Origin of the sequence: Bacillus sp. SN32 (assembly GCF_002837495.1) — a bacterium.
GTDB lineage: Bacteria > Bacillota > Bacilli > Bacillales > Bacillaceae > Bacillus > Bacillus subtilis.
In genome coordinates, this window is record NZ_PJCT01000009.1 from 1 (window position 1) to 24,860 (window position 24,860).

Here is a 24,860-nt window from a genome sequence, read left to right on the forward strand (position 1 = left end):
CGTTTTCGGATTTCAAAACGTCAATCAGGCTTATTTCATTCCCTTCCTTATCCTGCCCGATCGGATCGTGAAGGGAGACGTCTTTTTTTGTTTTTTTCAATGCGCGCAAATGCATGAGGATTTCATTATTAATTACAAAAGGGGGGTGCGTAGATTTCCCGTAACGTTTGGCTAAATAAATGTTGGGTCAGCTTCCTGTAATAAATGCTCAAACGTTTCTTTGCGAAAGAAGGGGATACCTTAAATAGCCAAGCCACATTTTCAATTGCATGTGATTGTATGTACGAAAGATTAATATTACGCAACATGAAAGTTGGAATGCAAAAGTGGTATGTAAAATAATTGGACTGCCACTCTAAATAATCTGTCCAAGTTGCAGGCATTGTTTTTTTATCACCTTCATGTCTATATATATGGCAAAATTCATGAGCGAAATCATACCATTGTTCAGTTCGGCTCTTTCGGCTGTCCAAGCATATATTATAAATTCCGCTGTGTTTAAGTGCGAAGCTTGTAACAGGTTTAAACGAAAGCCTGATATCTAATGACTCAGCAATCCGTTCAAAATTAATTTGTTCAGGTTCTGTAATATCAATCTTTCTGTATAAGTTTTCAATCCAATCCTCTAAATGACTGTTTGTATACCTCAAGATAAAAAACCTCCTTAAAGACGACAATCTAAAAATTGGATTCGTTTAAATATTATAGGAAAATCAAGACTTTTTTCATAGGAAAATGCGTCTAAATAGAATTGACTTCACAAGGAAAAAGGAATGTTTATGAACGAGATTGTATTTAGTACTTGTAAGGAGGGCATATGATGATACATATTTGCAAGGCGAATTTCGCCCATGTGCAAGGAATTTCAAAAGTTTGCTCGGATGCCAATTGGGCAACATATCGAGATATCTATCCAAAAGATTACTTAGAATCAATTATAAGAGAGTTTTATAATCCAGATAGAATATTAAAAGAAGTGTCGAGTTCAACCAAAGGATGGGGCGGTTATTTTGTTGCTTTGGAAAATGACACAGTTATTGGAGCAGGAGCGGGTGGAATGATTAGTGGTACATCCGGAGAAATATATGTTTTATATTTAAGTCCCGACAGGAGGAATGAGGGAATTGGCAGTCTATTGCTCGATGCGATAACCAAACAGCAAAAAGAATTTCATGCTACTGAACAATGGATTTCTGTACAGAAAGGAAATCAAAAAGGGATACCTTTTTATGAAGCAAAAGGTTTCACATTACAATATGAGGAGAATGCAGATGGTTATATCTCTTTGAGGTATAAAAGGCAAATATAAACGAAGTCAATTGAAGCTTCATAAAGTTATAAAAAGAAGAGTCTCTTAGAAGGCTCTTCTTGAATTTATTTTATCTTTTCTAATGAACACCATGATTCCAGGAATGATCATAAGTATTGCTGGTATTAAGTAGAACCAATCAATACATATAAGTCCTCCCCCTGAGACAAATAGTAGAACACTGCTCAACTTTGGCTTAAATAAGACAACAATTGAAGCTGTAAACCCAATACATGAAAGGATCAAAGATACCCATGCCTCAACAAGAAGGTCGCTCGTCATTTCAAAGTATCTAATTAAATGAAAAAATAAATCAAGATAGGCGATAACTAAAGCAAAAATAGATGCTACAACACCCAATAGGCTCCCTGTCAAACTTAAAAAAAACTCAATGGTTCTCTTCACAATAAACGCTCCTTATGTAATCAGGCCACTTCATTTTTATATATGAAAATGTAAAAGAAACATAAATGAAAATATAAATGAGAAAAACAACAAAAACCCTTGCCGTGTAAGGGTTTCTAAGGGATTCAAAAATCATTTTGTAAATGAGGATCTAAATGAGATATAAATGAGAATCTAAATCTTATTAGTAAACAGAATTAAACATAATAAACAGAAACAAATAATAATAAACTAACTGCGTTTATTTATCTGATTTCCGTCTTTCCTTTAATTGCTCCGTTATAATCTCCAAAGCAGCCTGTAAGATCTCATCTGTTACCTCACCGTCTTTTGCTGCAAGGAATGTTTCAGGATCGTTTAACACTTTTTTTGCTTGTTCTTTATAGGTTCTATCAAGGTTTTCGCTTTCTGTATCTCTAAGGAGATAGTCAGTAGTAACTTCAAAAAAATCAGCTATTTTAACCAGCGTTTCATAATCTGGTTGGCGGTGTCCTCTCTCGTAGTTAGCATATGTTCCTCTATGAACACCTATTTTTGATGCCATTTCTTCTTGTGTTAGCTTTTTTGATTTTCTAAGAGCAATTAATTTTTTATTAAACATTGGACACACCTCTCCAATAATTATAACGTGTCAAAATGAAACAAATAAAGTTTTGTTTCAAATCGACGAAAAATATATTGACAATGTTTCATATCGACGATATTATAATGTCGAATGATTCGAAATGACACAAAAGGAGTTGAAAATTATGAGAGAATGGTTAATTTCACAACGAGGTAATCAAAGTCAAAAATCAGTTGCCCAAAAAGTTAACATTTCTCGAGGAGCTTACGCCAACATTGAATTAGGGAAAAGAAATCCATCCGTTCAATTAGCTAAAAAAATAGCACGAGAGCTTAACTTTGATTGGACAATTTTTTTTGAAGAAAATGTTGTCGAAACGAAACAAAAAGCTAAAAATCCAGCCTAATAAAAGTTGTAACCAAGGAGGCATTTCTTATGAAAGTCATCTTGAAAAAAGGACCGTTGTTTGAACAGGCAGAAGCCAAAGCTTACAAATACCTCAGAGGCATACTTGTTCAGCGCATGAATGAACACCAAGAGAAGCTTGCACAACAAAATAAAAAGGAATCAGCCTAAGTCATTTATAAACAGCATGGTCTTTTAACTTCAATTTTAAAACTGAAAACTCAATATATCAGGAGGCAAACATATGGAGAACAACCCATACAACATGCGGAATTTACCGCAGATTATGCGTAGTGCCCGAAAGGCTGCAGGTCTTTCCCAATACCAAATCGGCAAGTTAATCGGAGGTAAGGATCAAAGGTATGTTTCAGATGTTGAAAATGGACTTGCCAAGCTTACTCCGGAATTATGTATTAAATGGTTTGAGAAGTGCGATGCCTATGAACATATTGATCTTGTCCATTACTTATTCAAACTTCACCCAACAGCCGCTGCTCCAATAGATCCGGCACTTAATGAATGTGCAAGTAATGCGGTGATTAATATGGTTCACCAATTGGAGGAAGCACTGCAAGCAACCAAACATTTAGCCCGTTGGCTAACGGATAACCGACCAGGTAAAACAGAGGAACTGCCGATGGCTGATATTAAACAGATTTTTGATTTAATCGCGGCTAACAAAACATTGATTTATTCACTTGTTCGTACTCACGGCTTGAAAATGCAGGAGCTTGCAGATAGATGGACGCGGAAAGCACTAGTCGATCAAGTTGCTATGGCAAAACAAGAAGGAAGGCAGGCGGTTTCAGTATGAATACTAATCATTTCTTGAAATCAGATGTTCCTATCGCAAAAAGAAAAATCGAATCAGCAGAAGAGCTATCAATCATGCTGTCAGAAGCATTACGTGATGGTGATTATGAAGAAGCGATTAGTCTCGCTGGAAGCATCAAGGTTCTTACTGAGGATATCAGCCGACTGGCAAACAAAGGACAACTTTATGAAACAGCATTGAAAATGCAACAGCGAGGCATCAACTTAACAGTAGTAGCAGGTGTATAGGATGATGGTTCATTTTGTTCATAAGCCTGCAACTGCTCTGGAAGTTCGTAAATGGTGTGCGATGATTCGTAACAATAGTGAATTCCATCTGTTATGGGATAGACGTGCAGTCAAATTCAGAGAGGAGAATAAGAATGGTCGAAAATCCAATGGTCATAAACAACTGGCACGATAAGCTGCCTGAAACGGATGTGCAAATAGATTTTTACGGTGATGAAGTAACTCCAGTTGATGATTATGTAATTGATGGCGGCGAAATCATTCTCAGAGAGAACTTGGAAAGATATCTAAGGGAGCAACTTGGTTTTGAATTTAAAAATGCGCAATAAAAAAGCCCACTCGGCAAAGTGGACTTCTTTAAAGGCTATCAATAAAAACTCATGTGCAAAATATTTTATCAGATAGCCTCAATAAACACAATGGGGGTTAGGTAGTATGACAAGCAAAAGGGCTGAGATTCATGCTAAGACTACTGAAATGAGCCGTGATGAATGGCTCATTGAAAGAAGAAAAGGAATTGGCGGCTCAGATGCATCTATTATCTTGGGGTTAAACAAGTGGAAGACACCTTTTGAATTATGGTTAGACAAAACAGGACAGGTCCCTGTTAGTGAATCGCAAAGTGAAGCTGCTTACTTTGGATCATTGCTTGAAGACATTGTTGCAAAAGAATTTGAAATACGTAGTGGCAAGAAGGTTAGACGTAAAAAAGCAATACTTAGACATCCAGAACATGATTTCATTTTGGCTAATGTAGATCGAATGATCGTTGGTGAAAAAGCGATCCTTGAGTGTAAAACAACCTCTGCTTACAACTTAAAAGAATGGGAAGACGAAGAAATCCCCGAGAGCTATATCGTGCAGGTCCAGCATTATCTGGGTGTGCTTGGACCTAAATATCGGAAAGCTTATTTTGCTGTGCTGATCGGCGGGAACAAATTTGTCTGGAAAGAGATTGAGAGAGACGACGAGTTAATTGACATGATCTTTGAAGCAGAGATTGAGTTCTGGAATGACAAGGTCTTAGGCGGACAAGCACCTGCTTTAGATGGTTCAAGTGCTGCTGAGGAATACCTCAAAAAACGATATGCCGAAACGGAAAATAACAAAGCTATTGATTTAACTGCGGCTAATCGAGAACGTATTCAACAATACTTGCTTCTTAAAGAACAGATCTCAGAACTTCAAAGCCAGGCAAAAGAATTAGAGAACCAGATCAAACATGAAATGAAGGACGCAGAGTTTGGATTTATCGGAAACTATCAAGCTTGTTGGAAGCCTGTTGTCTCAAATCGAGTTGACACGAAAAAGCTCAAAGAGCAGTTTCCGGATATTTACGAGAAGGTCAAAAAGGAAACTCATTTCAGACGTTTTGCAATCAAGGAGGTTAGCTGATTATGGCTACTAATCAATCAATTAAAAACAACATCCAAAAGAAGCAAAAAAACGCACCTGTGCAACAACAAGGAGCAACCATGAAAGGGCTACTTTCCTCACCATCCGTTATTAAGCGATTTGAGGAAGTGTTAGGGAAGAGGGCTACACAGTTTACTGCCTCTATCTTAAGCCTATATAACAGCGAGCAGATGCTGCAGAAAACAGATCCTATGAGTGTCATCTCATCTGCAATGGTAGCAGCTACACTCGACCTTCCTATAGATAAAAACTTAGGGTATGCCTGGATTGTGCCTTATGGAGGAAAGGCTCAATTCCAGCTTGGATACAAAGGATATATCCAGCTTGCCTTGCGAACAGGCCAATATAAATCCATCAATTGCATACCGATTCATGAAGGCGAATTGCAGAAGTGGAATCCGTTGACTGAGGAGATCGACATTGATTTTGAAAAACGAGAATCAGATGCAGTGATTGGTTATGCAGCTTATTTTGAGTTGATAAATGGCTTCCGAAAAACAGTGTACTGGACAAAGGCACAAGTAGAGAAGCACAAAAAGAAATTCAGTAAATCTGATTTTGGATGGAAAAATGATTGGGATGCGATGGCTCTTAAGACTGTATTAAAAGCAGTTTTGAGTAAGTGGGGGATTCTCTCTGTGGAAATGCAAAAAGCCGTTATTGAAGAAGATGAAACAAGGGAACGGATTGACATTACCAATGAAGCAGACAGTTCAGAAATTATCGATTCCGAGCCTTCAGATAAAGAAGAAACAGAAAAAACAACCTCGCAGGAAGCTGATCCTTTTGACGGAACGCCTGTAGATATAAAAGACGATGAACTTCCGTTTGATTGAGGTCGGCATCTGTGACATACCTGCACTCTGTGAAAGGAAGTAGGTGAGTGACTTGGACATAAAAGCAATGGGGTATGTGGTCATACCCCGACTACCATTCAAAGAGTTTAGGGATGAAAAAATTTATGACCACTTGTTCAAAAGAGCTGAATACAGGCCAAATCAAGAGCTAGAACTTGGGCAGACCATTATCAAAGTTGTGGAACTTGCAAAAGATTTTAACTGGTCAGCTGCACAGATCAAATACTCACTAGACCGAATGGAGAAACAGGGATATATCAAATTGCACCGTCTTCCGCAAAAAAGAGGATTCATCGTCACTATACTTCATTATGCAGACTACATACAGCTAGGAAATTACATGAAGAAAAAAGCTTTGGAACCAGCTGAGATTGAACATCAGGAGGTCGATGACAAAATGAAAAATGCCTTTGAGCTATATGAAAACAAAGTTGCTCGGTCAGTCGGCCCGATGGAGGCACAGCGAATTGGATACATGGTCGACGATTATGGTGAAGAAAAAGTGATGGAGGCTATCAAGACAGCGTTTCAATTAAAGGGGAAAGCTGCAAGTTTGTCATATGTTCAAGCCATCTTATCAAATCCATTCACTCAAAAGAGAAAGGAGAAACAATATGGCTATAAACAAAGCAGTCAGTATAGACACCGCATTTCAAACGATCATGCAGGAACTTCGGGAAAAGTCAGCCCGCTTTTTGGGAACAAAACAGGCCGCATCCGAAGAAAAGGCTGAATTTGATTGTCCTTATTGTAAGGATCGTGGAATTATCGTTTATCGGGTTCATAAGGACACTCCTTGGCGTTTGGATGAACAGTTAGATCTTATGATTCCAGATGAAATGGTGCCTGAAGATGATTTTCTTTTGGGGAAGGTTTGCACGCCGAACAAAGCTAGTGAATGGAAAGATACTTATTCAAAACAGTGTGAATGTGTGAGACGAAAGAAACTTGCCAGACTCATGGCAGCTAGTGGCATTACAGAAGAATTTGAAAAGCTTCTCTTTGGTAACTTCATCACGGACGGTAAGCCAGACATGATCAAGGACGCTTATGAGTGTGCAGTGGAATATTATAAAGATTTTCAAAAGATCAAAGGAGAAAGGCAAAACAGTATCGCATTACTTGGACAGCCAGGCAGTGGCAAAACTCATTTGCTCACAGCGATTATGAATAATCTGATCAAGAAAAAATCAGTACACTGCATGTATTTCCCTTACGTAGAGGGCATGGGTGATTTGAAAGCTAACTTTGATAACTTAGAAGCGAAACTCGATGCCATGAGAAAGGTCGAAGTTCTATTCATTGATGACTTATTCAAACCAATAAACGGTCAGCCAAGGGCAACCGATTGGCAGGTTGAACAAATCCAGTCAGTCTTAAACTACCGATATTTAAATCACAAGCCTTTGCTGATTTCTTCGGAGTTAACAATCGATGAGATTTTGAATATAGACGAGGCCCTTGGTTCACGGATTCACCAGATGTGTCGTGATTACATAGTGATTATTAAAGGCGATCGAATGCAATTAAATCATAGGTTAGGTGATTGGGAATGAAGGAGAAAACGAATGTAAAAGCAGCTGATGGACTTTATATATTCGGACCTCTAAGTCCTACAGAAGGTAAAGATCTTACGCCAACTATCCGTTTACTTGAGGAAAAAATAAAGCAAATGGAGCGGATGCTGAGTGCTTAAAGCAGTCGTGTCTCTGCTGGCAATTTTAATCTCGGCATCGAGAGTAGAAAAAGAAATTCAGCTATGGGAACAGCTTGACGGGAGGTAAAGAACAGTTGGATTGCATTAAGTTCACTGTTTATGGTGAGCCAGTCGCACAAGGACGGCCGCGTGGATCAATACGAAATGGGAAGGTGCATATGCGTGATCCAGCGAAATCAAAGCACTTTAAGCAGTATGTGGCATTGGTTGCATCTCAGCATCGCCCAGAAACAATTATTACTGGTCCTGTCTCAATGGATGTCAAAGTGTACAGACCAATGCCAAAATCACTTTCAAACTCAAAAAAGAAGAAAGAACAAGCCGAAAAAGGTCTTCTGAGGCCTACTACAAAGCCTGATGTTGATAACTATGTAAAAGGCGTGAAAGATGCATTGAATCATCTGATATACAAAGATGATAGTCAGGTTGTGGATCTGAAAGTTAGCAAGTTTTATAGCGAAGAGCCGAGAGTGGAAGTCATGATAAGAGAGGTTTCTGCTTAAAAATAAAAAACACCGAAGCGCTTAGCCTCAGTGTTCTTGATATGGACTGGTACTTATATCATAACACAGGGGGCGCTTTGAGTGTACAATCCAAGAGAAATAAACATCAAAAATGACTTCACTATTCTACAGAAGATTGACCCAGGGAAAGTTCAGATTATCGTTTTAGATGGGAATCAGGGAACTGCTCATGTCTTAGATGCTCCGGTACACGGTAAAACGGTTATTCAAACTGTAAAGGGGAGCTTTGCGCGGGTTGATCATGAGATAGGATACAAAGTCAGGTAAGTTATTGAAGGGGTGGCTACTTAGGCTATTGCAGTGTTTTTTTATTCTACAGGATTGCGGTTCTGCGGGAGATAGGAGACGAATTCTTTAAATTTCATACAACAACCTTAATTGATTTCAACTAAAATTTAGTATATTTTTAAGAAGGAATTTTTACATGAATTGCATATATACTTTTAGTATAGAAATTTTAAGTTTATAAAAGGTGATACTATGTACAAGTTAAAAGACATAGATCTAAGGAGAAGCCTCTTAGATGTATTATATACAGAATGTGAAAATGAACAAGATACTCGCATTGTAAATGAAATGGGTATACTTTATGGAAAGTCTAGAGTGGATGTGGCGGTTATTAATGGGATTAGACATGGTTATGAAATAAAAAGTGAAAGTGACACATTAATAAGATTGCCGTCTCAAATCTCTCACTATAACTTGGTTTTTAATAGGATGACAATAGTCGTTTCTAAAAATTACCTTGATCAAGTAAAGGAGTTAGTTCCTAAATGGTGGGGAATTATTGTTGTTTATAATAATAAAGGAATTCCGCGACTTAAAAGGGTTAGGAAGGGAAGGGAAAATAAGAAATTAGATCCTATGTCAATCTCGCAGTTATTATGGAAAGAAGAAGCATTAGACATTCTGAAAGAAAAGGGTTTACAAAGAGGTTATCTAAGTAAACCCAAGAATGCGATATTGAACTATTTAGCAGAATCACTGGGGTTAGAGGAACTTCAACAGGAAGTTAACTCTAAATTGAAACAACGAGAGAACTGGATAACTGGGAAGCAACATATTCAAGGTGATGATTTACATTTACAGTAACCCAAGAGGTTGGGTTTCCTCTAGAACTTTCAGGGTTAGTAGCGCGTTCATATATGAAATTATCGCCATAGGAGAAGGCTGCACCCATGTATGCTGGATTAGATATAACATCCTGCGCTAAAGCTTTGGTTTGACCAAAGCCTTCTCCACTTGCTTTAACACCTGATCCTCTATAAATTAAAAATTCTGATTTTGTGGTGTATTTAATTGCTGGAGCCATGTCCATTATTCTTGGGTCAAAATCAGTAGAAGTCATAGGGTTAGTGATTGTATAATCACCGAAACTTGGGATTCTTGCGAGATTTAGTTTTAAAAGTCTTTGATAAGTTAGCCATTCAACTCTCGGAATTGAACCGTTATTTTTAGTCGGAACTTTTTTACTTAACTGCACAGGGAAGGAGGTACCGCAAAATGTAATGGTTCTCCAACTATTTAATTTGGGGAAATTAAGTAAAATTTGAATTAACTCATCTACTACTTGATCAACTGATCTGGTTGAAATATCTTTAAAATCTAAAATAATGTCTACATTTTCTTCGGTTAGACCGAAATATTCAAGTTCATCAGTTATATCAGAAGATAATGTTTGTAAATCACTTAAATCATCGGGAGTTAATCTGATACAAAGACCTCTTTTATACTGATCTATTAACTCCTTTAAAACAATGTCGTATTGTTCTTCAGTATTGTATCTATAGAAACTATACACGGGTATACAATGAGTTCCTGCCATTTCTACTGATGAGACGATATATTTTAAAGGGTGAACGTCTCCGTCAATAAAAGTATCATTTTCGACACTAGAATATAGAGAATCAACATCTACAAAAATTGGGTCTTCTTTTGACCACGACTCTTCAATACTTTGCTGAAATCCAGATAGGTGGTCCTCAATAGTTTTGTTTTTGTCGGGTGATTGAATTTCTAATAAAGGTGTTATGTCTTGTTTGCGATGTAGGTGTTTAAGTGCGTTTCTTTCGCCTTTTTTCCATTTTAAAACAGGTACATAGTGTTTTTCGTCAAACATGTTATAACCTCCATTTTGTTTAGGATAAAAGTAATACGATAAAGGAAGAAATAGGTTTCAAAAAAATTCAAAAAAATTCAAAAAAATTAGATTGTCCAAGATGGAAAGCCTGCGGACACTGAACTACAGCATTTACGCTGTTGGTTTGGTGTCCGTTTTTATTTGTTTAAAAAGGAGGACGTTTTATGAATCGAAAAGAAATTGAAAATCTAATCAATAGCTATCATTGGATGGTGAAAGAGGTTCGTCGTTTGCAGAGGGTACTCTATGGTTCAGTAATTCCAATGAAGAATTGGGGGGTTGCTCAATATGGATTAGAAGCTGCTATGCCAAAAGGAAGTCCTGGGAAGAGTCAGGCTGAATTGCGGCAAATGGATATGAGAGAGGAACGTCTTTTCAAGCGTCTTAAGTATTATGAAGAGCGAGTATATGCAGTGGAGTTAGGGGCTGAAAAAATCAAAGGAGAGCAACACAAAGTTATTTATGATTGCATGATGGAGGGGATGAGCTACCGTGCTATTGGTCTTCACCTTGGCATTTCACGGGAAACTGTTCGCAAAATGAAAGACGAGTTGATCAGTCAATTATGCCAAGATTGCCACTTTGAGCGTTTGTTGAATCTGAAAAAATCTGTAGTGTAAAATGGGAGGCAGGTCGGCGCGGATCATTTAATCATTCGCGTTAGGAATAAATTAAAAAACAAAAAACCTCTCTCCTAACGGAGAAAGGCATTAGCGATTGCAATCAAAATTGCGACTGCAAACTCCCGGGAAATTTTGATGTGGATTTCCATAACCACACCCCCCTCTAGGCGAGTAAGGATTTCGACTTGTTCGGATTAACCGTGAGAGCCGCGCTCACCTAGCTTACAAAAGCTTGAAATAATTTTAATATAAAAAAGGATCTGTGTAATGCGTAATCGTTCGACAAATTCTGCAAAATGTTTTTTGTCGAAACCTTTTGCCGATATTAAGGTGGGAGGTGAAAACGTGACAAGAACAATTAATGTTAATCAGCAACATTTGTTAGAACAGTTAGCAGGCGGAGTCAATGCACAATAGAAGCTCTAATTGATATTCTCATCGATAAAAAGGTATTTACTGAAGAAGAATTCGTTAAGTATCAAATGCATCATTTAGAACAATCAGCAGATGAGCACTCTGCGGAGCTTTTAGGTATCAGTAAAGAAGATTACATAAAGAGCAGAAAATAATTAAGCATCCTTTTAGGGTGCTTTTTTTGTTCGACAAATTTTGCAGAAGGTTTTTCTGTTAGGCTCTTTCGCCGATAATAAGATGGGGGGAGATAATGTTGAATTTTGAATCAAAGTATTTGGTTAGATGGGGATTACCGGGTTGGGTGTTTATGATATTTATAACATTGTTGTTCGTAATAAACGAACCAAGTTACATAATCCAAGTTCTCAAATATAAGGGCTTCTCACTTGTAGGGTTTACTGCTCTAGCTGCAGCACTAGGAATAATCTTAGGGCATATCATTCATCAAGTTAGTTTGTTTTTTTGGTTTGTTATTCCTGAATACAGAAAAAGAAAATGGCTAATTTATTTTGACAAGGAATTTAAAATAGATAAGCGAATCGTTGAAGAAGAAGAACTAGGTGAAGGAATAAAAAATATATACAGTTATCGTTTAGGGCAACTTCATGCAAGAAGAGGCTTACTTACAAGTTTGATGTTGTCTTTTTTTACTATAACAATTTTTTGTTGTCTTGATACGGACTTACTTAACGGAAAGACACTAACACTTGGCTTTATAAACGGTGTACTAATAATGATCATGGTGATAAATTATCATTATTTTGACAGAAACCTAGAGTATTTTATGGATAGAGTAAAAGAGTTTGAAAATAAAAGTAATTCCGCTGATGATTTGCATCGATCTAATAATGACAATCAATAGGCACCTTTTTACTAAGGTGTCTTTTAATATTCTCAGCAAACTGCTTCCGTTAAGCCTTAGGGATAAACACTTGGCGGTTAACAGCTTGAGCGCGGTGGCGGTTTAGAGAGAATATTATTTTCAAAACAACTCAAATTCAAAAGGAGGCGGCGGTGGATGTAGATGATTGAAAAGCACATACAGGCGTATAAGGATTATCTCAAAGGTATGAAATACAAAGACCTTGCTGAGAAATATGGGGTGTCTGTAAACACAATCAAATCGTGGAAACAGCGGCATGGTTGGCAAAGAAAAAAGGGTGCACCTTCCAAGAAAAGTGTGCACACAAAAAAAGTAGGTGCACCACTCGGTAACAAAAATGCTTTAGGGAATAAGGGTGGCGCACCAAAGGGAAATCAAAACGCTGCAACTCATGGATTTTTCTCGAAATTCCTGCCGGAAGAAACGCTATCCATCATGGAAGGGATACGGGAGAGCTCACCTGTCGATATGATATGGGACCAAATACAAATCCAATATGCTGCAATAATAAGGGCACAAAAGATCATGTTCGTTTCTGATAAGGAAGAAATGATTAAGGAATTGAAAAAGAAAAAGTCTGTCCTATCTGAGACAAATGAAGTTGAAGAGGAAGAATACGAATTCCAATTTTCCTGGGATCGTCATGCTACTTTCTTGAATGCCCAATCAAGGGCAATGGCAGAGCTCAGGAACCTTATAAAGCAGTTTGACGAATTAGCGCATTCAGAAGATGAACGACGCCTTAAATTAGAGCATATGCGTTTAAATATCAACAAGAAAAAATTAGAGATCGAAGAACTTACCGAAGAAGATAAACCTTTTGAGATCACTATTGTAAACAAGAGTGATGAAAATGATTAAACAAGTAAATCCCCATTTTAAAGAATTTCTCTTTGACTGGAATCAAAAGTTTCAGTTTCTTGTTGGTGGTTATGGGTCATCCAAAAGTTATCATGTTGCTTTGAAGATTGTTCTGAAATTGCTTATAGAAAAGCGTACTGCACTTATTATCAGAGAAGTGTACGATACACATAGGGATTCCACATTTTCTCTTTTTGATGAAATTGTAAGTGATCTGAAATTAGATCATATCGTTAGGTGTGTATCTTCGCCCATGCAGATTCGATTTTCAAATGGCAGTCGCATCATCTTTAAAGGGATGGATAAGCCAGCCAAACTGAAATCAATCAATAATATTTCACTCATTTGGATTGAGGAATGTTCAGAAGTGAAGTATGAGGGATTCAAGGAGCTGTTAGGACGTCTTCGTCACCCGACATTGCCGCTTCACATGATACTTTCAACAAATCCAGTTGGAGAGGACAATTGGACTTTTAAGCATTTCTTCAAGGATGATAGGGAGAAGCGCTTTGTACTGGATGATAAGGAACTTTATGAAAAGCGGATAATCGTTAGCAACGACACCTATTATCATCACTCAACGGCAGATGATAATCTTTTCCTGCCAGAAAGCTACGTCCAGCAACTTGAAGAATTGAAGGAATACGATCCAGACCTTTACCGAATTGCGCGGAAAGGTCATTTTGGCGTGAATGGAATTCGGGTGCTACCGCAGTTTGAAGAGCGACCACATGAAGAGGTTTTGAAGGCAATCGCTGATATTAACCGCCCTCTTAAACGGGTTGGTATGGATTTTGGCTTTGTGGAATCGTATAACGCCGTTGTTAGAGTTGCTGTGGATCACGAGAAGAAATATCTCTATATCTACTGGGAGTATTACAAAAATGGACTGACGGATGATAAGACAGCCGAAGAACTCAAGGAATTTGCAGAGACTAAGGAATTAATCAAGGCGGATTCAGCAGAGCCCAAAACAATACGTTATTTTCAGCAACACGGTTTCAATATGGTAGGTGCCCGAAAGTATCAAGGATCACGTCTCCAATACACAAAGAAGATCAAACGGTTCAAGAAGATCATTTGCTCTGATCGTTGCGAGAACACGATTTATGAACTAAAACCGCTCACTTATGCTACTGATAAGCTGGGGAACATTATAGAAGACGAGTTCACCATAGACCCGCATACACTATCAGCTATCTGGTACGCTCTCGATGATTATGAGGTAACCGATTTGAAAGAAGAATCTAAAGGAAGACCTCAAAGATCAAGACCAGGAAGGAGGTAAAGCGTGTCAAAACAATCTGTTAAAGCACGAGTGATCAAAGCTACTCCACCTACTGAATCAACGAAACAAATTTATGAGGATGAATTTGCGGACACCTATGACAGCAATATTTTACCGCCTCCGTATAACCTAAAAGAATTGAAAATGATTGCTGAGTATTCAACAATCTTACAGCAATGTGTTGATGCCTACAGGACAAATATTGTGGGCTTTGGATTTGATTTTGAGTATTCGTTTGATGTGAATTCGCCAGATGTGACAAACAATGAAAAAACAGAAGCTGAAAGTGAATGGACAAAGCTTGAAGAGTTCGTTAAATATCTTCACTTTGATGAGTCAGCTGAGACTTTACTAGGCTTTGTTATTGAAGACCGAGAAAAGACCGGTAATGGATTTATTGAGGTTATCCGAAACGGTGAAAATAAGCCAGCCGGCATTGAATACATGGATGTTCAAAATGTACGAGTTTGCAAAATGTCTGAACCAATCGAAGTTGATTTTACGTACTTCGAACAAGGACAAATGAAATCAATCAAAAGAGAAAAACGATTTCGTAAGTATGTTCAGATGATTGATGGCCGTATGGTTTATTTTAAGGAATATGGTGATCCTCGTACTTTAAATTTAGAGACAGGCCAATATGATGAACAAACACCTTTCGAAAAACGAGCCAATGAGGTAGTTCACTTCAAAATCGGAAGCGGTACTTATGGAAAGCCCCGATGGATCGGTCATATTGTTAATCTGTACGGGGCTCGTAAAGCAGAAGAGCTAAACTTCATGTATTTCAAACAAGGAAGACATATTCCCGCTGCTATTACAATAGAAAATGGAATGTTGTCTGAGGATTCATACACACAATTGCAGGATTACATGAATGGGCTTGAAGGAGTGGAGAACGCTCATAAGTTTCTTTTACTTGAAGCGGAAGGCATAGCGAAGGGGAAAAACATTCATGGTGATGAAGAGATTGCTCCAGTGAAAGTCGATATTAAGTCACTTGCTGAAATCCTTCAAGAAGATGCTTTGTTTCTTGAATATGACCAAAAGAGCCGAGATAAAATTAGATCGGCTTTTCGTTTGCCTCCACTTTATACTGGTGAAGCTCAAGATTACAACAGAGCGACTGCAGATACAGCAAGGAAGATTACTGAGGAACAAGTCTTTCAGCCAGAAAGAAAATTAATCACAGGTAAACTAAATGCTTTATTTCTAAATGACCTTGAAATTCATAAGGTTCGTCTTCAGCTAAAAGGACCAGACTTTAGAGATCCGCTTGAGATTGCTAAGGTTCTAACACCGTTTATAACAGCTGGTGCAGTTTCTCCGAATGATCTACGTGATCTGGCTGGACGGGTACTTGGTAAGACGCTTGAAGAATGGCCAGAAGAAGAATACAACAGGCCGCTTGGTAAGACTAACGAGTCGTCCGCTTCCGATCCTTTGACTGCGCTGTTTAAATCTAAGACCGGTACTCCTGATATGATTGGGTTATTAAAAGATATGCGGGATGTTCTGGAGGATCTCAAGAGATGAACAAAACAGATAAGCTATTGGACAGTCTGAACGCATTTATTCAAAAAGCCAAGGAAAATCAGTATAAACAATTGGGGGAGATGGTACCTGACTTTCCTGGCAAATCTAATATACCCAAGTATGTGGAGGAATATGAAAAAGGCATCGCTAGATTACTCAGACGCCAGCGTAAGAAGTTTTTAGATGGTCTGAATGGTTTTGTAAGCAAAGACTCAAAAGAGACGTTAGAAGCCCTTTTAGTGTTTTTTACTCAGAACCTTTTTGCGGAGGATGACTTCGAGGAAGAATTTCAGGAACTGACTGAGGGATTCCTGCAACAGACTATTGAAGAGTTGGCTGAAGTAATCATGGATTCTATAGATACAGAAGTGCCTTTTAAAGTCTTATCTACCCGTACAGTTAATTGGATTAAGGATTGGTCAAAGAAGCTGGCTGAGATCATGAAGTTAAACACACATGAAGCGGTGGAGAACATTCTGACAGATGCCATCGAGAACGGTTCATCGATTCAGGACATTGAGTTGACCCTCAAAGACATGCCGCAATTTCATAGGGGACGGGCCCGGAAAACGGCAATCACTGAAGTGCTTGCCGCTTCCTCTGCCGCGCAGCTTGAATCTTATGCACAATCGCCGGCAGTAAAGAAAAAGAAATGGCGGCACAGCGGAAGTAAGAAAAACTACCCACGTGAGAATCACATCAATCTTGATGGCACTGTCATTGGAATCGATGAAGAATTTCAGATACCAGGTAGCACCGAGACCTGCATGTTTCCGAGGGATCCTAAACTCTCAGCAGGCGAACGGGTTCATTGTCATTGTGTTCTATCGCCTGTAGTAGATAACAGGATTTTAGGGTTGTCAGCTGAAGAAAAAGAAGAGATTCGCAGAGAAGTCTTAGCAAATATGGAATAAAGTAGTATAATAACCTCATTACTTTTATGGAGTGGGGATATTTATGAACTGGTTGGAATTTTGGGCCTCAATTGTTAAAACTATTGCTTGGCCGATTATTGTTTTAGTAGCTATTTTGATATTTAGAAAACCTATTGAAACTCTTATTGCACAGCTAAAATTGAAAAGATTGAAATACAAGGATTTTGATGCTGCGTTTGAAGATGACTTAAAAAACGCTGAATCTAAAGTTAACACTTCTGATATTGCAAAAGATACTGAGTCTTCTGGTAACAATCATGACATTGAGGAACGATTTTTTACTCAAATAACTGAAGAAGCGCCTTATTTAGGAGTTTTCATGTCATGGCATGAGCTTGAGATAGAGCTAGTTAAAGCAATGAGGAGACTAGGAAACCCTGTGCAAGAGCGCCCTATGAACTTTCTAAATAGATCTAAACTACATTTTGATTATCTATTGGAAAATGGATATATAACTCAAAACTATTTCGATCTCTTTTTAGACTTGCGGAGGATGAGAAATAAAGCAGTACACCATCCTGAATCTGTAATAACTTATGAGGATTCTATAAGATATCGAAAAATAACTAAAAAGGTAATTAGGCAACTAGAAGATATTAACCCTATAGAACCGGATGTACTTATCCACAGATAAAACACCATTTAGTTAATGGTGTTTTAACTTTTGAAAGGAGGTGAACACATGCCAAGAGAATTGGTAAACGCAAAAATCACCTATGTTTCATACGTCGACAAGGCTGCTAATCAAAAGCAGTTCTTTTTTATGAAATCGGAAAAACAGCCGGACTTTCAAAAAGAGGTCAAGGTTCTTGCGAAAGAAGCAGATGAGCAAAAACTTGTTTACGGTATCGTATATGAGCCTGATACAGTAGACGCCCACGGAGATTTCATGACAGCTGCAGAAATCGAAAAGGCCGCTCATGGATTCCTGAAAGACGCCCGTGAAATTGATAAGCAGCATGATTTTCAGGGTGGTGTCGGTGAGGTGGTTGAGTCCTATGTCGCACCTGCTGACTTTGAAATGAATGGGGAAACCATCAAAAAAGGATCATGGGTCCTTGTCACAAAGGCTTCTGATGAAGTTTGGGAGCAAATCAAAAAAGGCGAAATTACCGGCTATTCAATGGCTGGTACAGCTGAGACAATTGAAAAACAAGAAGAAAAGCCCGTTTCTCAAGAGAAAACAGATGAGAAAGGGCTTTTTAATTTGCTCAAGAACTTTTTTATGGGAAAGCCTCAGCAGTCATATGATGAGCCAGTTGAAAAGGCGGGCAGAAAGTTTTCCGCTTCAAACCTGCAAGAAATTAAAAATGCTCATACTGCTCTCGGTAACTTGCTGAGTCAGGTTGAGACAGAAGAGGAGGAAAAAGAAATGACTTCGGAGGAAGTAACGAAATCAATTCAAGCCGCTTTAGAGCCAATTGAGAAGCGGCTGGCAGATCTAGAAAAAGAAGAAGATCCTAAAAAGAAAGATAAAGAAAAAACAGAAGAAGCGGCTGAAAAAGAAGCTGAGAAGTTGAAAAAAGCTATTACTGATGCTGTTCAACCGCTCGCTGATCGTATTGAAGCAATCGAAAAAAGTCGCGGAACATCTAAGCAAACTGAAGAATCGGGTTCTGAACAAGTTCAAAAATCAATCTGGTCAGGGTTGTTTTAATGGATAAGGAGGATACGAATGAGAAATCAAGAGATTATTAATAAAGCAGAAATGACGCTTTCTTCTTTAGAGAGCGGCGGGATTATGAACCCTACTCAAGCTTCAACTTTTATTCGAATGGTTCAAGATACGCCAACTATTTTAAGAGATGCGCGTGTTATTCAAATGGACCATGACACACAGAAAATCGAGAAGATCGGTTTTGGTCAGCGTATTTTAAGGGCAGCCCAAGAGGGAGTTGCGTTAACTAAAGATCAAAAATCAGTTCCATCAACTAGCACAGTTAACTTAAGCACAAAAGAAGTTATTGCTGAAGTTAACATTACCTATGACACACTTGAAAACAACATCGAAAAAGATAGTCTTCAAAATACAATTATGCAAATGATAGCTGAGCGTGCTGCGGTTGATATTGAAGAGTTGCTTGTAAATGGAGATACATCTTCATCCGACTCATATCTTGCACAATTAGATGGCATCAGAAAACAAGCTACATCTCACATTGTTGATGCTGCAGGTGAGGAACTGACACGGCAGACGTTCAAGCGAGGATATAAAGCTGTACCTCCTAAATATTTGCGAATTCCACAGGAGTTCCGCTTCTATACATCGCCTGGTATTGAGGTCGAATGGAAAGATCGCGTAGCTGATCGTCAAACAAATTTAGGGGATGCAGCTGTTCAAGGTGGCCTTTCATCTGCTTTTGGTGTTCCGATCAAAGGTATTGCAAATTTACAGCCTTATACGATTGGAGAGGGAGATACTGCAGCCGATGTTTCTGATATCATCCTAACTCATCCGAAGAATATTATTCTCGGATTCTCTCGTAACATTCGGATTGAAGTAGATAAGGACATCCGTCGCCGTATGTTTATCATTGTTTTGACAGCGAAATTGGATAGTGTTTTTGAAGAAGAGGACGCCGTAGCCAAGATCGTGAAAGTGAAGGAGTAGGTGGTCTGGTGTGTTTACTGCAAAGCTTATTAAAGGCAAAACATACAATGTGATGGGAGTTACCTTTCGATCAGGTATCAGTCAAACAGTATCGAAAAAACTCTATGAGTATTTAAATGAAAATCCATATTTTGTGCTAGATAAAGATCTTAAGAATCAAAAGGATGATCCGATAAATTATACTGAATCGGAATTGAAAGGTATGAATAAAGCAGAGCATGAATCCATTATTTCTAATCTTGGTGGCAATCCGTCTGACTTCAAAAACGCAGATGAAAGAATTGCCTACATCCTTAACGAAATAGATAACAAAGGGGAGTGACCTTATGCTGTTAATCACTCCCGATGAATTAAAGAGTTATTCAGTTTTTGAGTCTGTAAAGACCAGGCCTGACGAGTTGTTAAAACAGGATATACTTGAGGCAACTGCCGATATCATTCTTAAAGTTGGACATGATTTTACAGATGCAGAGTATATTCCTTTGCCTGAAACGGTTCGACTGGCCCTATTAAAGTTGTCTCAGTTTTATGCTCTTATAAATGGCGACGAGTCAATTATTAAAGGATATACAACTGAAAAAATTGGTGACTATTCATATACTCTGGGGGATGGCAGTTCTCTTCAAAAACCTGATGTGTATGCATTAATAAAAGATTATGTGAAACCGGCTGACCCTGATTTAGAAGGGATTGAAGCGAAAGTGCGGATGAGATCAATATGAGTTATCAATCCTTATTGACTCACAGATGTGACATTTACCATCTACAGGAGAAAAAAGAAAATAGACAGCAAAAATTCGGGGTGCCGGTTGAAGATGTTCAACCGGTTTTTTCGTACCCTGATGAGCCGGACATAGAAAATCAGCCGTGTTATTTTACAGAAAAGAGTCAGTCCATTATCCAACAAGAACCGAATGTAGCTATTTATCAATCATTCCTTGTGCATTTCCCTGCTACTGCTGATATTCGAGTAAATGACAGGGCGGTTTGGGATGGTACTGCTTATAAATTACAGAAGCCCCGCAAAGTCAGGAATCATCATTGGGAAGTTACGGCAGTACGGGAGGTTGAATATTTGTGAAGATCAAAGGTCTTGATCAGTTCATTCAGTCATTAAACCGTGCTTCTCGTGGAGAATTGAAAGGGAAATACGAGGAGTGGCTTGAAGCTATGGGTTTTGAGTTCCTAGACATTATTCAAGATGAAATTATCAGGACGAAGACGGTAGACACACGCCGCTTGCTTAATTCCTTTCAGAAAGGTGACCAGGATAATATCTTTTCAATGACAAAAGGCAGCTTAAAGTTGGATGTTGGAACAAATCTGGAATACGCCTCATACGTGAATGACGGGCACTTTACGATCGATCCGTCTAAAAATCAGGATAGACGATGGGTTCCAGGGCGGTGGAAAGGCGACCGTTTCGAATATGACCCTGCTGAAAGAAAAACCGGAATGTTGCTGAAGTTCCAATGGGTCGACGGTTCTGGCTTTTGGGATAACGCCATGGCTATATTTCAGTTGATGTTTGAGAGAAGCCTTGAGCGGAAGCTGCAGCAGTGGATTGATGAAGAATTTTAAGGCGGTGATGCCATGAATCAAGAGGTAGGTTCAATTATGGGCTATCTATACAAACTGTATCCTGTTCAAGTGTATGAAGAAGAAATACCGCAGGACTTTGCTGTTCCGTCTCTTTACTTTCCACCGGCTTCCACGGTCGATGGGACGGACACAGTATCTACGTTTCAGAAAGCCTATGTTTTAAACGTGAAACTATTTCACGAGAACGCACAGAAGGCTCATAACGAAGCGGAACGAATTGCGGATACACTTAGAAGCAATAGGGGCATAATTCCGCTCATGCAGGAATCTGGCGAGGATACGGGGGATTTTATTCGGCTATCTCGAATAGAAACACGGGTGTCAGACGGTTACGCGACCATTGTCTTAAACTGGACTAGCCGCTATTGGTATGAGCGGGAAGAACAGCGTTCATTGGATGGTTTTAAATTTAAAAGTGGGGTGAAATGATGGCAACTAAAAAAGAGAAAGCAGAAAATGCTTTTTATATTAAGGATTTGCGAGAGCACAGTCGGGAGCTCTTTGGGGTAAAACCCGAGGTGTTTGACGGTGCTCTTTTTCATGTTCATAAAACGAGTATTACAAAATCGGAAGCGAAGAAGTTGATTACTCAGTTTCTTCAAAAGGAGGTCAAATAGATGAATGGCGGAACATTCACACCCGGAGAGGAAAAAGAGCGTGCCGGTATTTACTTTAACTTCAAAACGACCGCGGAGAATCGTGTTCTTGCCGGAGAACGTGGAACAGTTGCGCTGCCGATAGCGTCCAGCTGGGGTGAGGTTAAGAAATTCATTTCTATCTCTTCAATCGAGGACTTGAATAAAAAAGTGGGGTTGAACGTTGATGATCCTTCGCTGTTGCTTTTACGTGAGGCAATGAAAAAGGCAAGTACAGTCCTGCTTTATCGTTTGACGGAAGGTCTTCGTGCTTCAGCAGACATTAGCGAAGGTGTAAAGGCTACTGCTCTTTATGGCGGTACTAAAGGAAATGACATCATTATCAGCATTACAGAAAACGTTATTGACTCTTCAAAAGTGGATGTCACTACCTACCTTGATCAGTCAGAAGTTGATAAACAAACAGTATCTAAAGCTGAAGAGCTTAAAAAAAATAACTATGTCACGTTTACAGGGAAAGGGGATTTAACAGTCACTATTCCGTTAACCGGTACGGCCCCTGAAGACGTTAGCGGGGCTCTTCCGGCATCTTCCGGAATCCGCTTGTCAGGCGGGACAGACAAAACACCGACAAATGCCGATTATACAGCTTTCTTGGAAGCAGCTGAAACGGAATACTTTGACACAATCGCTTTACCTGTAGAGGATAACGAGCAATTAAAAGCAACGTTTGTTGCGTTTATCAAACGGCTGAGAGACAACCAAGGGCAAAAGGTTCAAGGTGTTCTTTCAAATTACAACGGAGACCATGAGGGTATTATCAATGTAACAGGTGGTGTCCTGCTTGAGGATGGAACGGAGATCACTCCTGAAAAAGCTACGGCTTGGGTTGCCGGCGCAAGTGCGGGAGCTACATTTAATCAATCACTTACATTTGTAGAATACGAGGGAGCTGTAGATGTCCTTAACCGAATTGACAACGACGAAATCGTTGAACGATTGTCAAATGGGGAATTCTTGTTTACTTATGATTCTCGTGATAAATCAGTATCGGTTGAAAAGGACATTAATTCACTCACAAGCCTAACAGCAGAGAAAAATAAGATGTTCCAAAAGAACAAAATTGTCCGTGTGTTGGATGCAATCAATAATGATCTGACATCTCAATTGAAAGCATTGATCAAGTCTCGAAAAGCGAGCGGCAGTGACGTTCCCGCTACAAGTGACGGACTGCAGTTTGTAAAAACGCTGATAACTCAATACTTGAGTGTTCTTCAAGATAACGGGGGCATTACTGATTTTGATTCAGAGAATGACATTACAATTGCTCTGAATAATGATCGTGACGGCTTCCTGATTGATCTTGCAGTTCAACCGGTGGATGCAGCTGAAAAATTCTACTTTAATGTTGAGGTGAAATAGGAATGGCATTAAAAGCGCAAAACACCATTTCAGGTAAAGAGGGCAGGTTGTTTCTTGATGGAGAAGAAATGGCCCATATCAAAACGTTTGAAGCCAATGTAGAGAAAAACAAATCCGAGGTCAATATCATGGGTCGTCGGATGACAGGGCACAAAACGACCGGAGCAAATGGAACGGGAACAGCCACTTTTTATAAAGTGACTTCTCAATTTGTTCTTATTATGATGGACTATGTGAAAAAGGGAAGTGATCCTTATTTCACCTTACAAGCTGTTCTGGATGACGCCTCTTCAGGTCGTGGGACTGAACGAGTCACCTTGTACGATGTGAACTTTGATTCTGCGAAAATCGCTGGGCTTGATGTTGATTCTGAAGCATTGGAAGAAGAAGTGCCGTTTACCTTTGAGGATTTTGATGTGCCTGAACAGTTAAAAAGTACGTTTTAAAAATTGAGATAAAAAATGTAACAAAAAACAGTTAACAATTGATACAAATAATTATATACATCAATGTTTTATGTTATAATCACATTAATGTAAAATGTAACACAAACATCTCTGTCATCATTTTTAGTTACATTTTCGTCACTATTTTTGATGACAATAGTGTAACTGTTTTTCCGTATTTTTTAACACAGAAATGAGTAAAATAAAAATACCGGAGTGCGCCAACACTCCGGTCTGTACACAAGCTGTCCTTAAGGGGCTTGCTCGAGTATTTTTTCTAATAGACTTATCCCTTTAACTTTTCCAGAGCTCAAGGGAGGTCTATTTTTTGTTTTTTAAAGTCAACACGGCAACAATTAAAGAGCCCAAACCAACTAATGATGATTGGAAGCTAAAAAATACCATTAGAGCTTGATAAGCTTCAGTTGACATTATATCACCCCCTTTCAACGGGGATGCAAGACTTCCCTTACGACGCTTTATGTACTTTTTTCATTATACTGGTAAGCACATCTTTTTGTAAATTCGATTCCTTGGCTATTTTAGTCAATCAAAAAGAATGTGCTTTTTTTATATCCAAAAAATTTAAATTGTAAATGAAGGAGCTAATAAAAATGAGTAAAACACAAAACGAAAAGGTATACGATCTTTCATTCTTTATGCCAGGACAAACAATTGAAGCGGAAGAAGTAAAAGTGCCGATTTCTAAACGGTTTGTAGACAAAGAGGGCAACGTTGTTCCATTCATTTTCAAAGCAATTACGACTGAACGAATTGACGAGCTGGAGAAAGAGAATACGACTTACAAAAATGTAAAAGGTCGCGGCCGAGTGAAGGACTTGGACAGCAAACGCTTTTATGCTCGGATTGCGGTTGAAACGACTGTTTATCCAAACTTTAAAGCTAAGGAACTACGTGAGGCTTACAAAACAGAAGATCCAGTGGAAGTCGCCAAACGTGTTCTTTCAGTCGGCGGTGAGTATGCGAATTGGCTAAACAAAGCAATTGAAATCAATGGATTTGATGATGATCTCGAAGACCTTGAAGAAGCGGCAAAAAACTAGTAAAGGACGGGGACAAAGAGGCTGTATATCTTTATTACGCGATGCATGAGCTCAAATACGCCCCGTCAGAATTAAGAGAACTATATGAGGCTCCGAAAGAATTCAAGGCGCTCTTATATGGGTTAATCGGTTATAAGCTTGAGCTGTTAGAAAAAGAAGCGAAGAAGGGAGGTAATTAA

At 38.8% G+C, this 24,860-nt stretch carries 37 protein-coding genes and 1 pseudogene; 34 read left to right on the forward strand and 4 right to left on the reverse strand.

The features are described 5' to 3' along the window. Window positions 1-128 precede the first annotated feature (128 nt). A complete protein-coding gene (locus CW370_RS20025; protein ID WP_101169926.1) occupies window positions 129-650 on the reverse strand; it encodes an ImmA/IrrE family metallo-endopeptidase in 522 nt (173 codons plus the stop codon). A gap of 170 nt (window positions 651-820) precedes the next feature. Here CW370_RS20025 and CW370_RS20030 point away from each other — a divergent pair, with 170 nt between their 5' ends. Next, window positions 821-1,309: a GNAT family N-acetyltransferase gene (locus CW370_RS20030; protein WP_101169927.1), complete on the forward strand. Its 489-nt coding sequence runs from the start codon at window positions 821-823 to the stop codon at window positions 1,307-1,309. A gap of 45 nt (window positions 1,310-1,354) precedes the next feature. Here CW370_RS20030 and CW370_RS20035 read toward each other — a convergent pair whose 3' ends face one another. Both CW370_RS20035 and CW370_RS20040 read right to left on the reverse strand, forming a co-directional pair. Then, entirely contained in the window at window positions 1,355-1,714 is a 360-nt protein-coding gene (locus CW370_RS20035; protein WP_101169928.1) for a hypothetical protein, read from the reverse strand. Between the two features lie 241 nt (window positions 1,715-1,955). After that, window positions 1,956-2,315: a helix-turn-helix domain-containing protein gene (locus CW370_RS20040; RefSeq protein WP_101169929.1), complete on the reverse strand. Its 360-nt coding sequence runs from the start codon at window positions 2,313-2,315 to the stop codon at window positions 1,956-1,958. Window positions 2,316-2,463: 148 nt separating this feature from the next. On the opposite strand from CW370_RS20040, the gene CW370_RS20045 reads away from it, so the two are divergent. From CW370_RS20045 to CW370_RS20105, 14 genes and pseudogenes are all read left to right on the forward strand, one after another. Beyond that, complete coding sequence (locus CW370_RS20045; protein WP_095315165.1) at window positions 2,464-2,685, forward strand: helix-turn-helix transcriptional regulator; 222 nt, start codon at window positions 2,464-2,466, stop codon at window positions 2,683-2,685. Window positions 2,686-2,714: 29 nt separating this feature from the next. Continuing rightward, complete coding sequence (locus CW370_RS20050) at window positions 2,715-2,855, forward strand: hypothetical protein (RefSeq protein ID WP_088679343.1); 141 nt, start codon at window positions 2,715-2,717, stop codon at window positions 2,853-2,855. Between the two features lie 73 nt (window positions 2,856-2,928). Further along, entirely contained in the window at window positions 2,929-3,498 is a 570-nt protein-coding gene (locus CW370_RS20055) for a helix-turn-helix domain-containing protein (protein ID WP_015714341.1), read from the forward strand. Continuing rightward, window positions 3,495-3,751: pseudogene (locus CW370_RS20060) on the forward strand (YqaH family protein). The gene CW370_RS20055 and the pseudogene CW370_RS20060 overlap by 4 nt, the downstream one beginning before the upstream one ends. After that, the gene (locus CW370_RS21380; protein ID WP_157829195.1) at window positions 3,748-3,921 is read left to right on the forward strand and encodes a hypothetical protein; all 174 of its coding nucleotides are present in this window, start codon (window positions 3,748-3,750) and stop codon (window positions 3,919-3,921) included. The pseudogene CW370_RS20060 and the gene CW370_RS21380 overlap by 4 nt, the downstream one beginning before the upstream one ends. After that, window positions 3,881-4,075, forward strand: coding sequence for a YqaI family protein (locus CW370_RS20065; protein WP_101169931.1), 195 nt, complete (start codon window positions 3,881-3,883; stop codon window positions 4,073-4,075). The genes CW370_RS21380 and CW370_RS20065 overlap by 41 nt, the downstream gene beginning before the upstream one ends. Before the next feature lie 106 nt (window positions 4,076-4,181). Next, window positions 4,182-5,141 carry a YqaJ viral recombinase family nuclease gene (locus tag CW370_RS20070; RefSeq protein WP_101169932.1) on the forward strand — a complete coding sequence of 320 codons (960 nt, stop codon included), beginning with the start codon at window positions 4,182-4,184 and terminating at the stop codon, window positions 5,139-5,141. A 2-nt stretch (window positions 5,142-5,143) separates the two neighbouring features. Beyond that, window positions 5,144-5,998 (forward strand): recombinase RecT, encoded by an 855-nt coding sequence (locus CW370_RS20075; protein ID WP_101169933.1) that lies wholly within the window; start codon window positions 5,144-5,146, stop codon window positions 5,996-5,998. A gap of 76 nt (window positions 5,999-6,074) precedes the next feature. Next, a complete protein-coding gene (locus CW370_RS20080; RefSeq protein ID WP_157829196.1) occupies window positions 6,075-6,752 on the forward strand; it encodes a DnaD domain protein in 678 nt (225 codons plus the stop codon). Further along, complete coding sequence (locus tag CW370_RS20085; protein WP_101169935.1) at window positions 6,634-7,575, forward strand: ATP-binding protein; 942 nt, start codon at window positions 6,634-6,636, stop codon at window positions 7,573-7,575. Before CW370_RS20080 ends, CW370_RS20085 begins: the two co-directional genes overlap by 119 nt. Next, the gene (locus CW370_RS20090; protein WP_101169936.1) at window positions 7,566-7,715 is read left to right on the forward strand and encodes a hypothetical protein; all 150 of its coding nucleotides are present in this window, start codon (window positions 7,566-7,568) and stop codon (window positions 7,713-7,715) included. The genes CW370_RS20085 and CW370_RS20090 overlap by 10 nt, the downstream gene beginning before the upstream one ends. 95 nt (window positions 7,716-7,810) lie before the next feature. Then, complete coding sequence (locus CW370_RS20095; RefSeq protein ID WP_101169937.1) at window positions 7,811-8,239, forward strand: RusA family crossover junction endodeoxyribonuclease; 429 nt, start codon at window positions 7,811-7,813, stop codon at window positions 8,237-8,239. An 81-nt stretch (window positions 8,240-8,320) separates the two neighbouring features. Next, window positions 8,321-8,527, forward strand: a complete 207-nt coding sequence (locus CW370_RS20100) for an XtrA/YqaO family protein (protein ID WP_101169938.1) — start codon at window positions 8,321-8,323, stop codon at window positions 8,525-8,527. A 213-nt stretch (window positions 8,528-8,740) separates the two neighbouring features. Next, on the forward strand, window positions 8,741-9,352 hold the full coding sequence (locus CW370_RS20105; protein ID WP_069703855.1) for a sce7726 family protein: 612 nt from the start codon (window positions 8,741-8,743) through the stop codon (window positions 9,350-9,352). Here CW370_RS20105 and CW370_RS20110 read toward each other — a convergent pair. Then, window positions 9,279-10,379 carry a beta family protein gene (locus CW370_RS20110; RefSeq protein WP_061573736.1) on the reverse strand — a complete coding sequence of 367 codons (1,101 nt, stop codon included), beginning with the start codon at window positions 10,377-10,379 and terminating at the stop codon, window positions 9,279-9,281. The genes CW370_RS20105 and CW370_RS20110 overlap by 74 nt on opposite strands. Before the next feature lie 185 nt (window positions 10,380-10,564). On the opposite strand from CW370_RS20110, the gene CW370_RS20115 reads away from it, so the two are divergent. The 19 genes from CW370_RS20115 (at window position 10,565) to CW370_RS20210 (ending at window position 24,860) form a co-directional block, all read left to right on the forward strand. Next, a complete protein-coding gene (locus tag CW370_RS20115) occupies window positions 10,565-11,020 on the forward strand; it encodes a sigma factor-like helix-turn-helix DNA-binding protein (protein WP_046663737.1) in 456 nt (151 codons plus the stop codon). Window positions 11,021-11,690: 670 nt separating this feature from the next. Beyond that, window positions 11,691-12,299, forward strand: a complete 609-nt coding sequence (locus tag CW370_RS20125; protein ID WP_133063222.1) for a hypothetical protein — start codon at window positions 11,691-11,693, stop codon at window positions 12,297-12,299. 162 nt (window positions 12,300-12,461) lie between these two features. Then, a complete protein-coding gene (terS, locus tag CW370_RS20130) occupies window positions 12,462-13,181 on the forward strand; it encodes a phage terminase small subunit (protein ID WP_101169939.1) in 720 nt (239 codons plus the stop codon). Further along, window positions 13,174-14,469 carry a PBSX family phage terminase large subunit gene (locus tag CW370_RS20135; protein WP_101169940.1) on the forward strand — a complete coding sequence of 432 codons (1,296 nt, stop codon included), beginning with the start codon at window positions 13,174-13,176 and terminating at the stop codon, window positions 14,467-14,469. The genes terS and CW370_RS20135 overlap by 8 nt, the downstream gene beginning before the upstream one ends. Before the next feature lie 3 nt (window positions 14,470-14,472). After that, complete coding sequence (locus CW370_RS20140) at window positions 14,473-16,005, forward strand: phage portal protein (protein ID WP_101169941.1); 1,533 nt, start codon at window positions 14,473-14,475, stop codon at window positions 16,003-16,005. Further along, a complete protein-coding gene (locus CW370_RS20145) occupies window positions 16,002-16,919 on the forward strand; it encodes a phage minor head protein (RefSeq protein ID WP_101169942.1) in 918 nt (305 codons plus the stop codon). Before CW370_RS20140 ends, CW370_RS20145 begins: the two co-directional genes overlap by 4 nt. Before the next feature lie 43 nt (window positions 16,920-16,962). Further along, entirely contained in the window at window positions 16,963-17,574 is a 612-nt protein-coding gene (locus CW370_RS20150; RefSeq protein WP_101169943.1) for a hypothetical protein, read from the forward strand. Between the two features lie 48 nt (window positions 17,575-17,622). Further along, window positions 17,623-18,597 (forward strand): XkdF-like putative serine protease domain-containing protein, encoded by a 975-nt coding sequence (locus tag CW370_RS20155; RefSeq protein ID WP_101169944.1) that lies wholly within the window; start codon window positions 17,623-17,625, stop codon window positions 18,595-18,597. Between the two features lie 18 nt (window positions 18,598-18,615). Continuing rightward, window positions 18,616-19,551 (forward strand): phage major capsid protein, encoded by a 936-nt coding sequence (locus CW370_RS20160; protein ID WP_101169945.1) that lies wholly within the window; start codon window positions 18,616-18,618, stop codon window positions 19,549-19,551. A 10-nt stretch (window positions 19,552-19,561) separates the two neighbouring features. Beyond that, window positions 19,562-19,873 (forward strand): YqbF domain-containing protein, encoded by a 312-nt coding sequence (locus CW370_RS20165; protein WP_101169946.1) that lies wholly within the window; start codon window positions 19,562-19,564, stop codon window positions 19,871-19,873. Window positions 19,874-19,877: 4 nt separating this feature from the next. Next, window positions 19,878-20,273 (forward strand): protein YqbG, encoded by a 396-nt coding sequence (gene yqbG / locus CW370_RS20170; protein ID WP_015714318.1) that lies wholly within the window; start codon window positions 19,878-19,880, stop codon window positions 20,271-20,273. Beyond that, the gene (locus tag CW370_RS20175; RefSeq protein WP_085186548.1) at window positions 20,270-20,632 is read left to right on the forward strand and encodes a YqbH/XkdH family protein; all 363 of its coding nucleotides are present in this window, start codon (window positions 20,270-20,272) and stop codon (window positions 20,630-20,632) included. Before yqbG ends, CW370_RS20175 begins: the two co-directional genes overlap by 4 nt. Further along, window positions 20,629-21,132: an HK97 gp10 family phage protein gene (locus tag CW370_RS20180; RefSeq protein WP_101169947.1), complete on the forward strand. Its 504-nt coding sequence runs from the start codon at window positions 20,629-20,631 to the stop codon at window positions 21,130-21,132. Before CW370_RS20175 ends, CW370_RS20180 begins: the two co-directional genes overlap by 4 nt. A 12-nt stretch (window positions 21,133-21,144) precedes the next feature. After that, a complete protein-coding gene (locus tag CW370_RS20185; protein ID WP_101169948.1) occupies window positions 21,145-21,582 on the forward strand; it encodes a phage tail terminator family protein in 438 nt (145 codons plus the stop codon). Beyond that, window positions 21,579-21,770, forward strand: a complete 192-nt coding sequence (locus CW370_RS20190; RefSeq protein ID WP_033880532.1) for a hypothetical protein — start codon at window positions 21,579-21,581, stop codon at window positions 21,768-21,770. The genes CW370_RS20185 and CW370_RS20190 overlap by 4 nt, the downstream gene beginning before the upstream one ends. Continuing rightward, entirely contained in the window at window positions 21,771-23,171 is a 1,401-nt protein-coding gene (locus CW370_RS20195) for a phage tail sheath family protein (RefSeq protein ID WP_101169949.1), read from the forward strand. Between the two features lie 2 nt (window positions 23,172-23,173). Then, window positions 23,174-23,617, forward strand: a complete 444-nt coding sequence (locus tag CW370_RS20200; RefSeq protein ID WP_003229930.1) for a phage tail tube protein — start codon at window positions 23,174-23,176, stop codon at window positions 23,615-23,617. A gap of 614 nt (window positions 23,618-24,231) precedes the next feature. Beyond that, window positions 24,232-24,681, forward strand: coding sequence for a phage tail assembly chaperone (locus CW370_RS20205; RefSeq protein WP_101169950.1), 450 nt, complete (start codon window positions 24,232-24,234; stop codon window positions 24,679-24,681). Window positions 24,682-24,722: 41 nt separating this feature from the next. After that, window positions 24,723-24,860: a hypothetical protein gene (locus tag CW370_RS20210; RefSeq protein WP_021480099.1), complete on the forward strand. Its 138-nt coding sequence runs from the start codon at window positions 24,723-24,725 to the stop codon at window positions 24,858-24,860.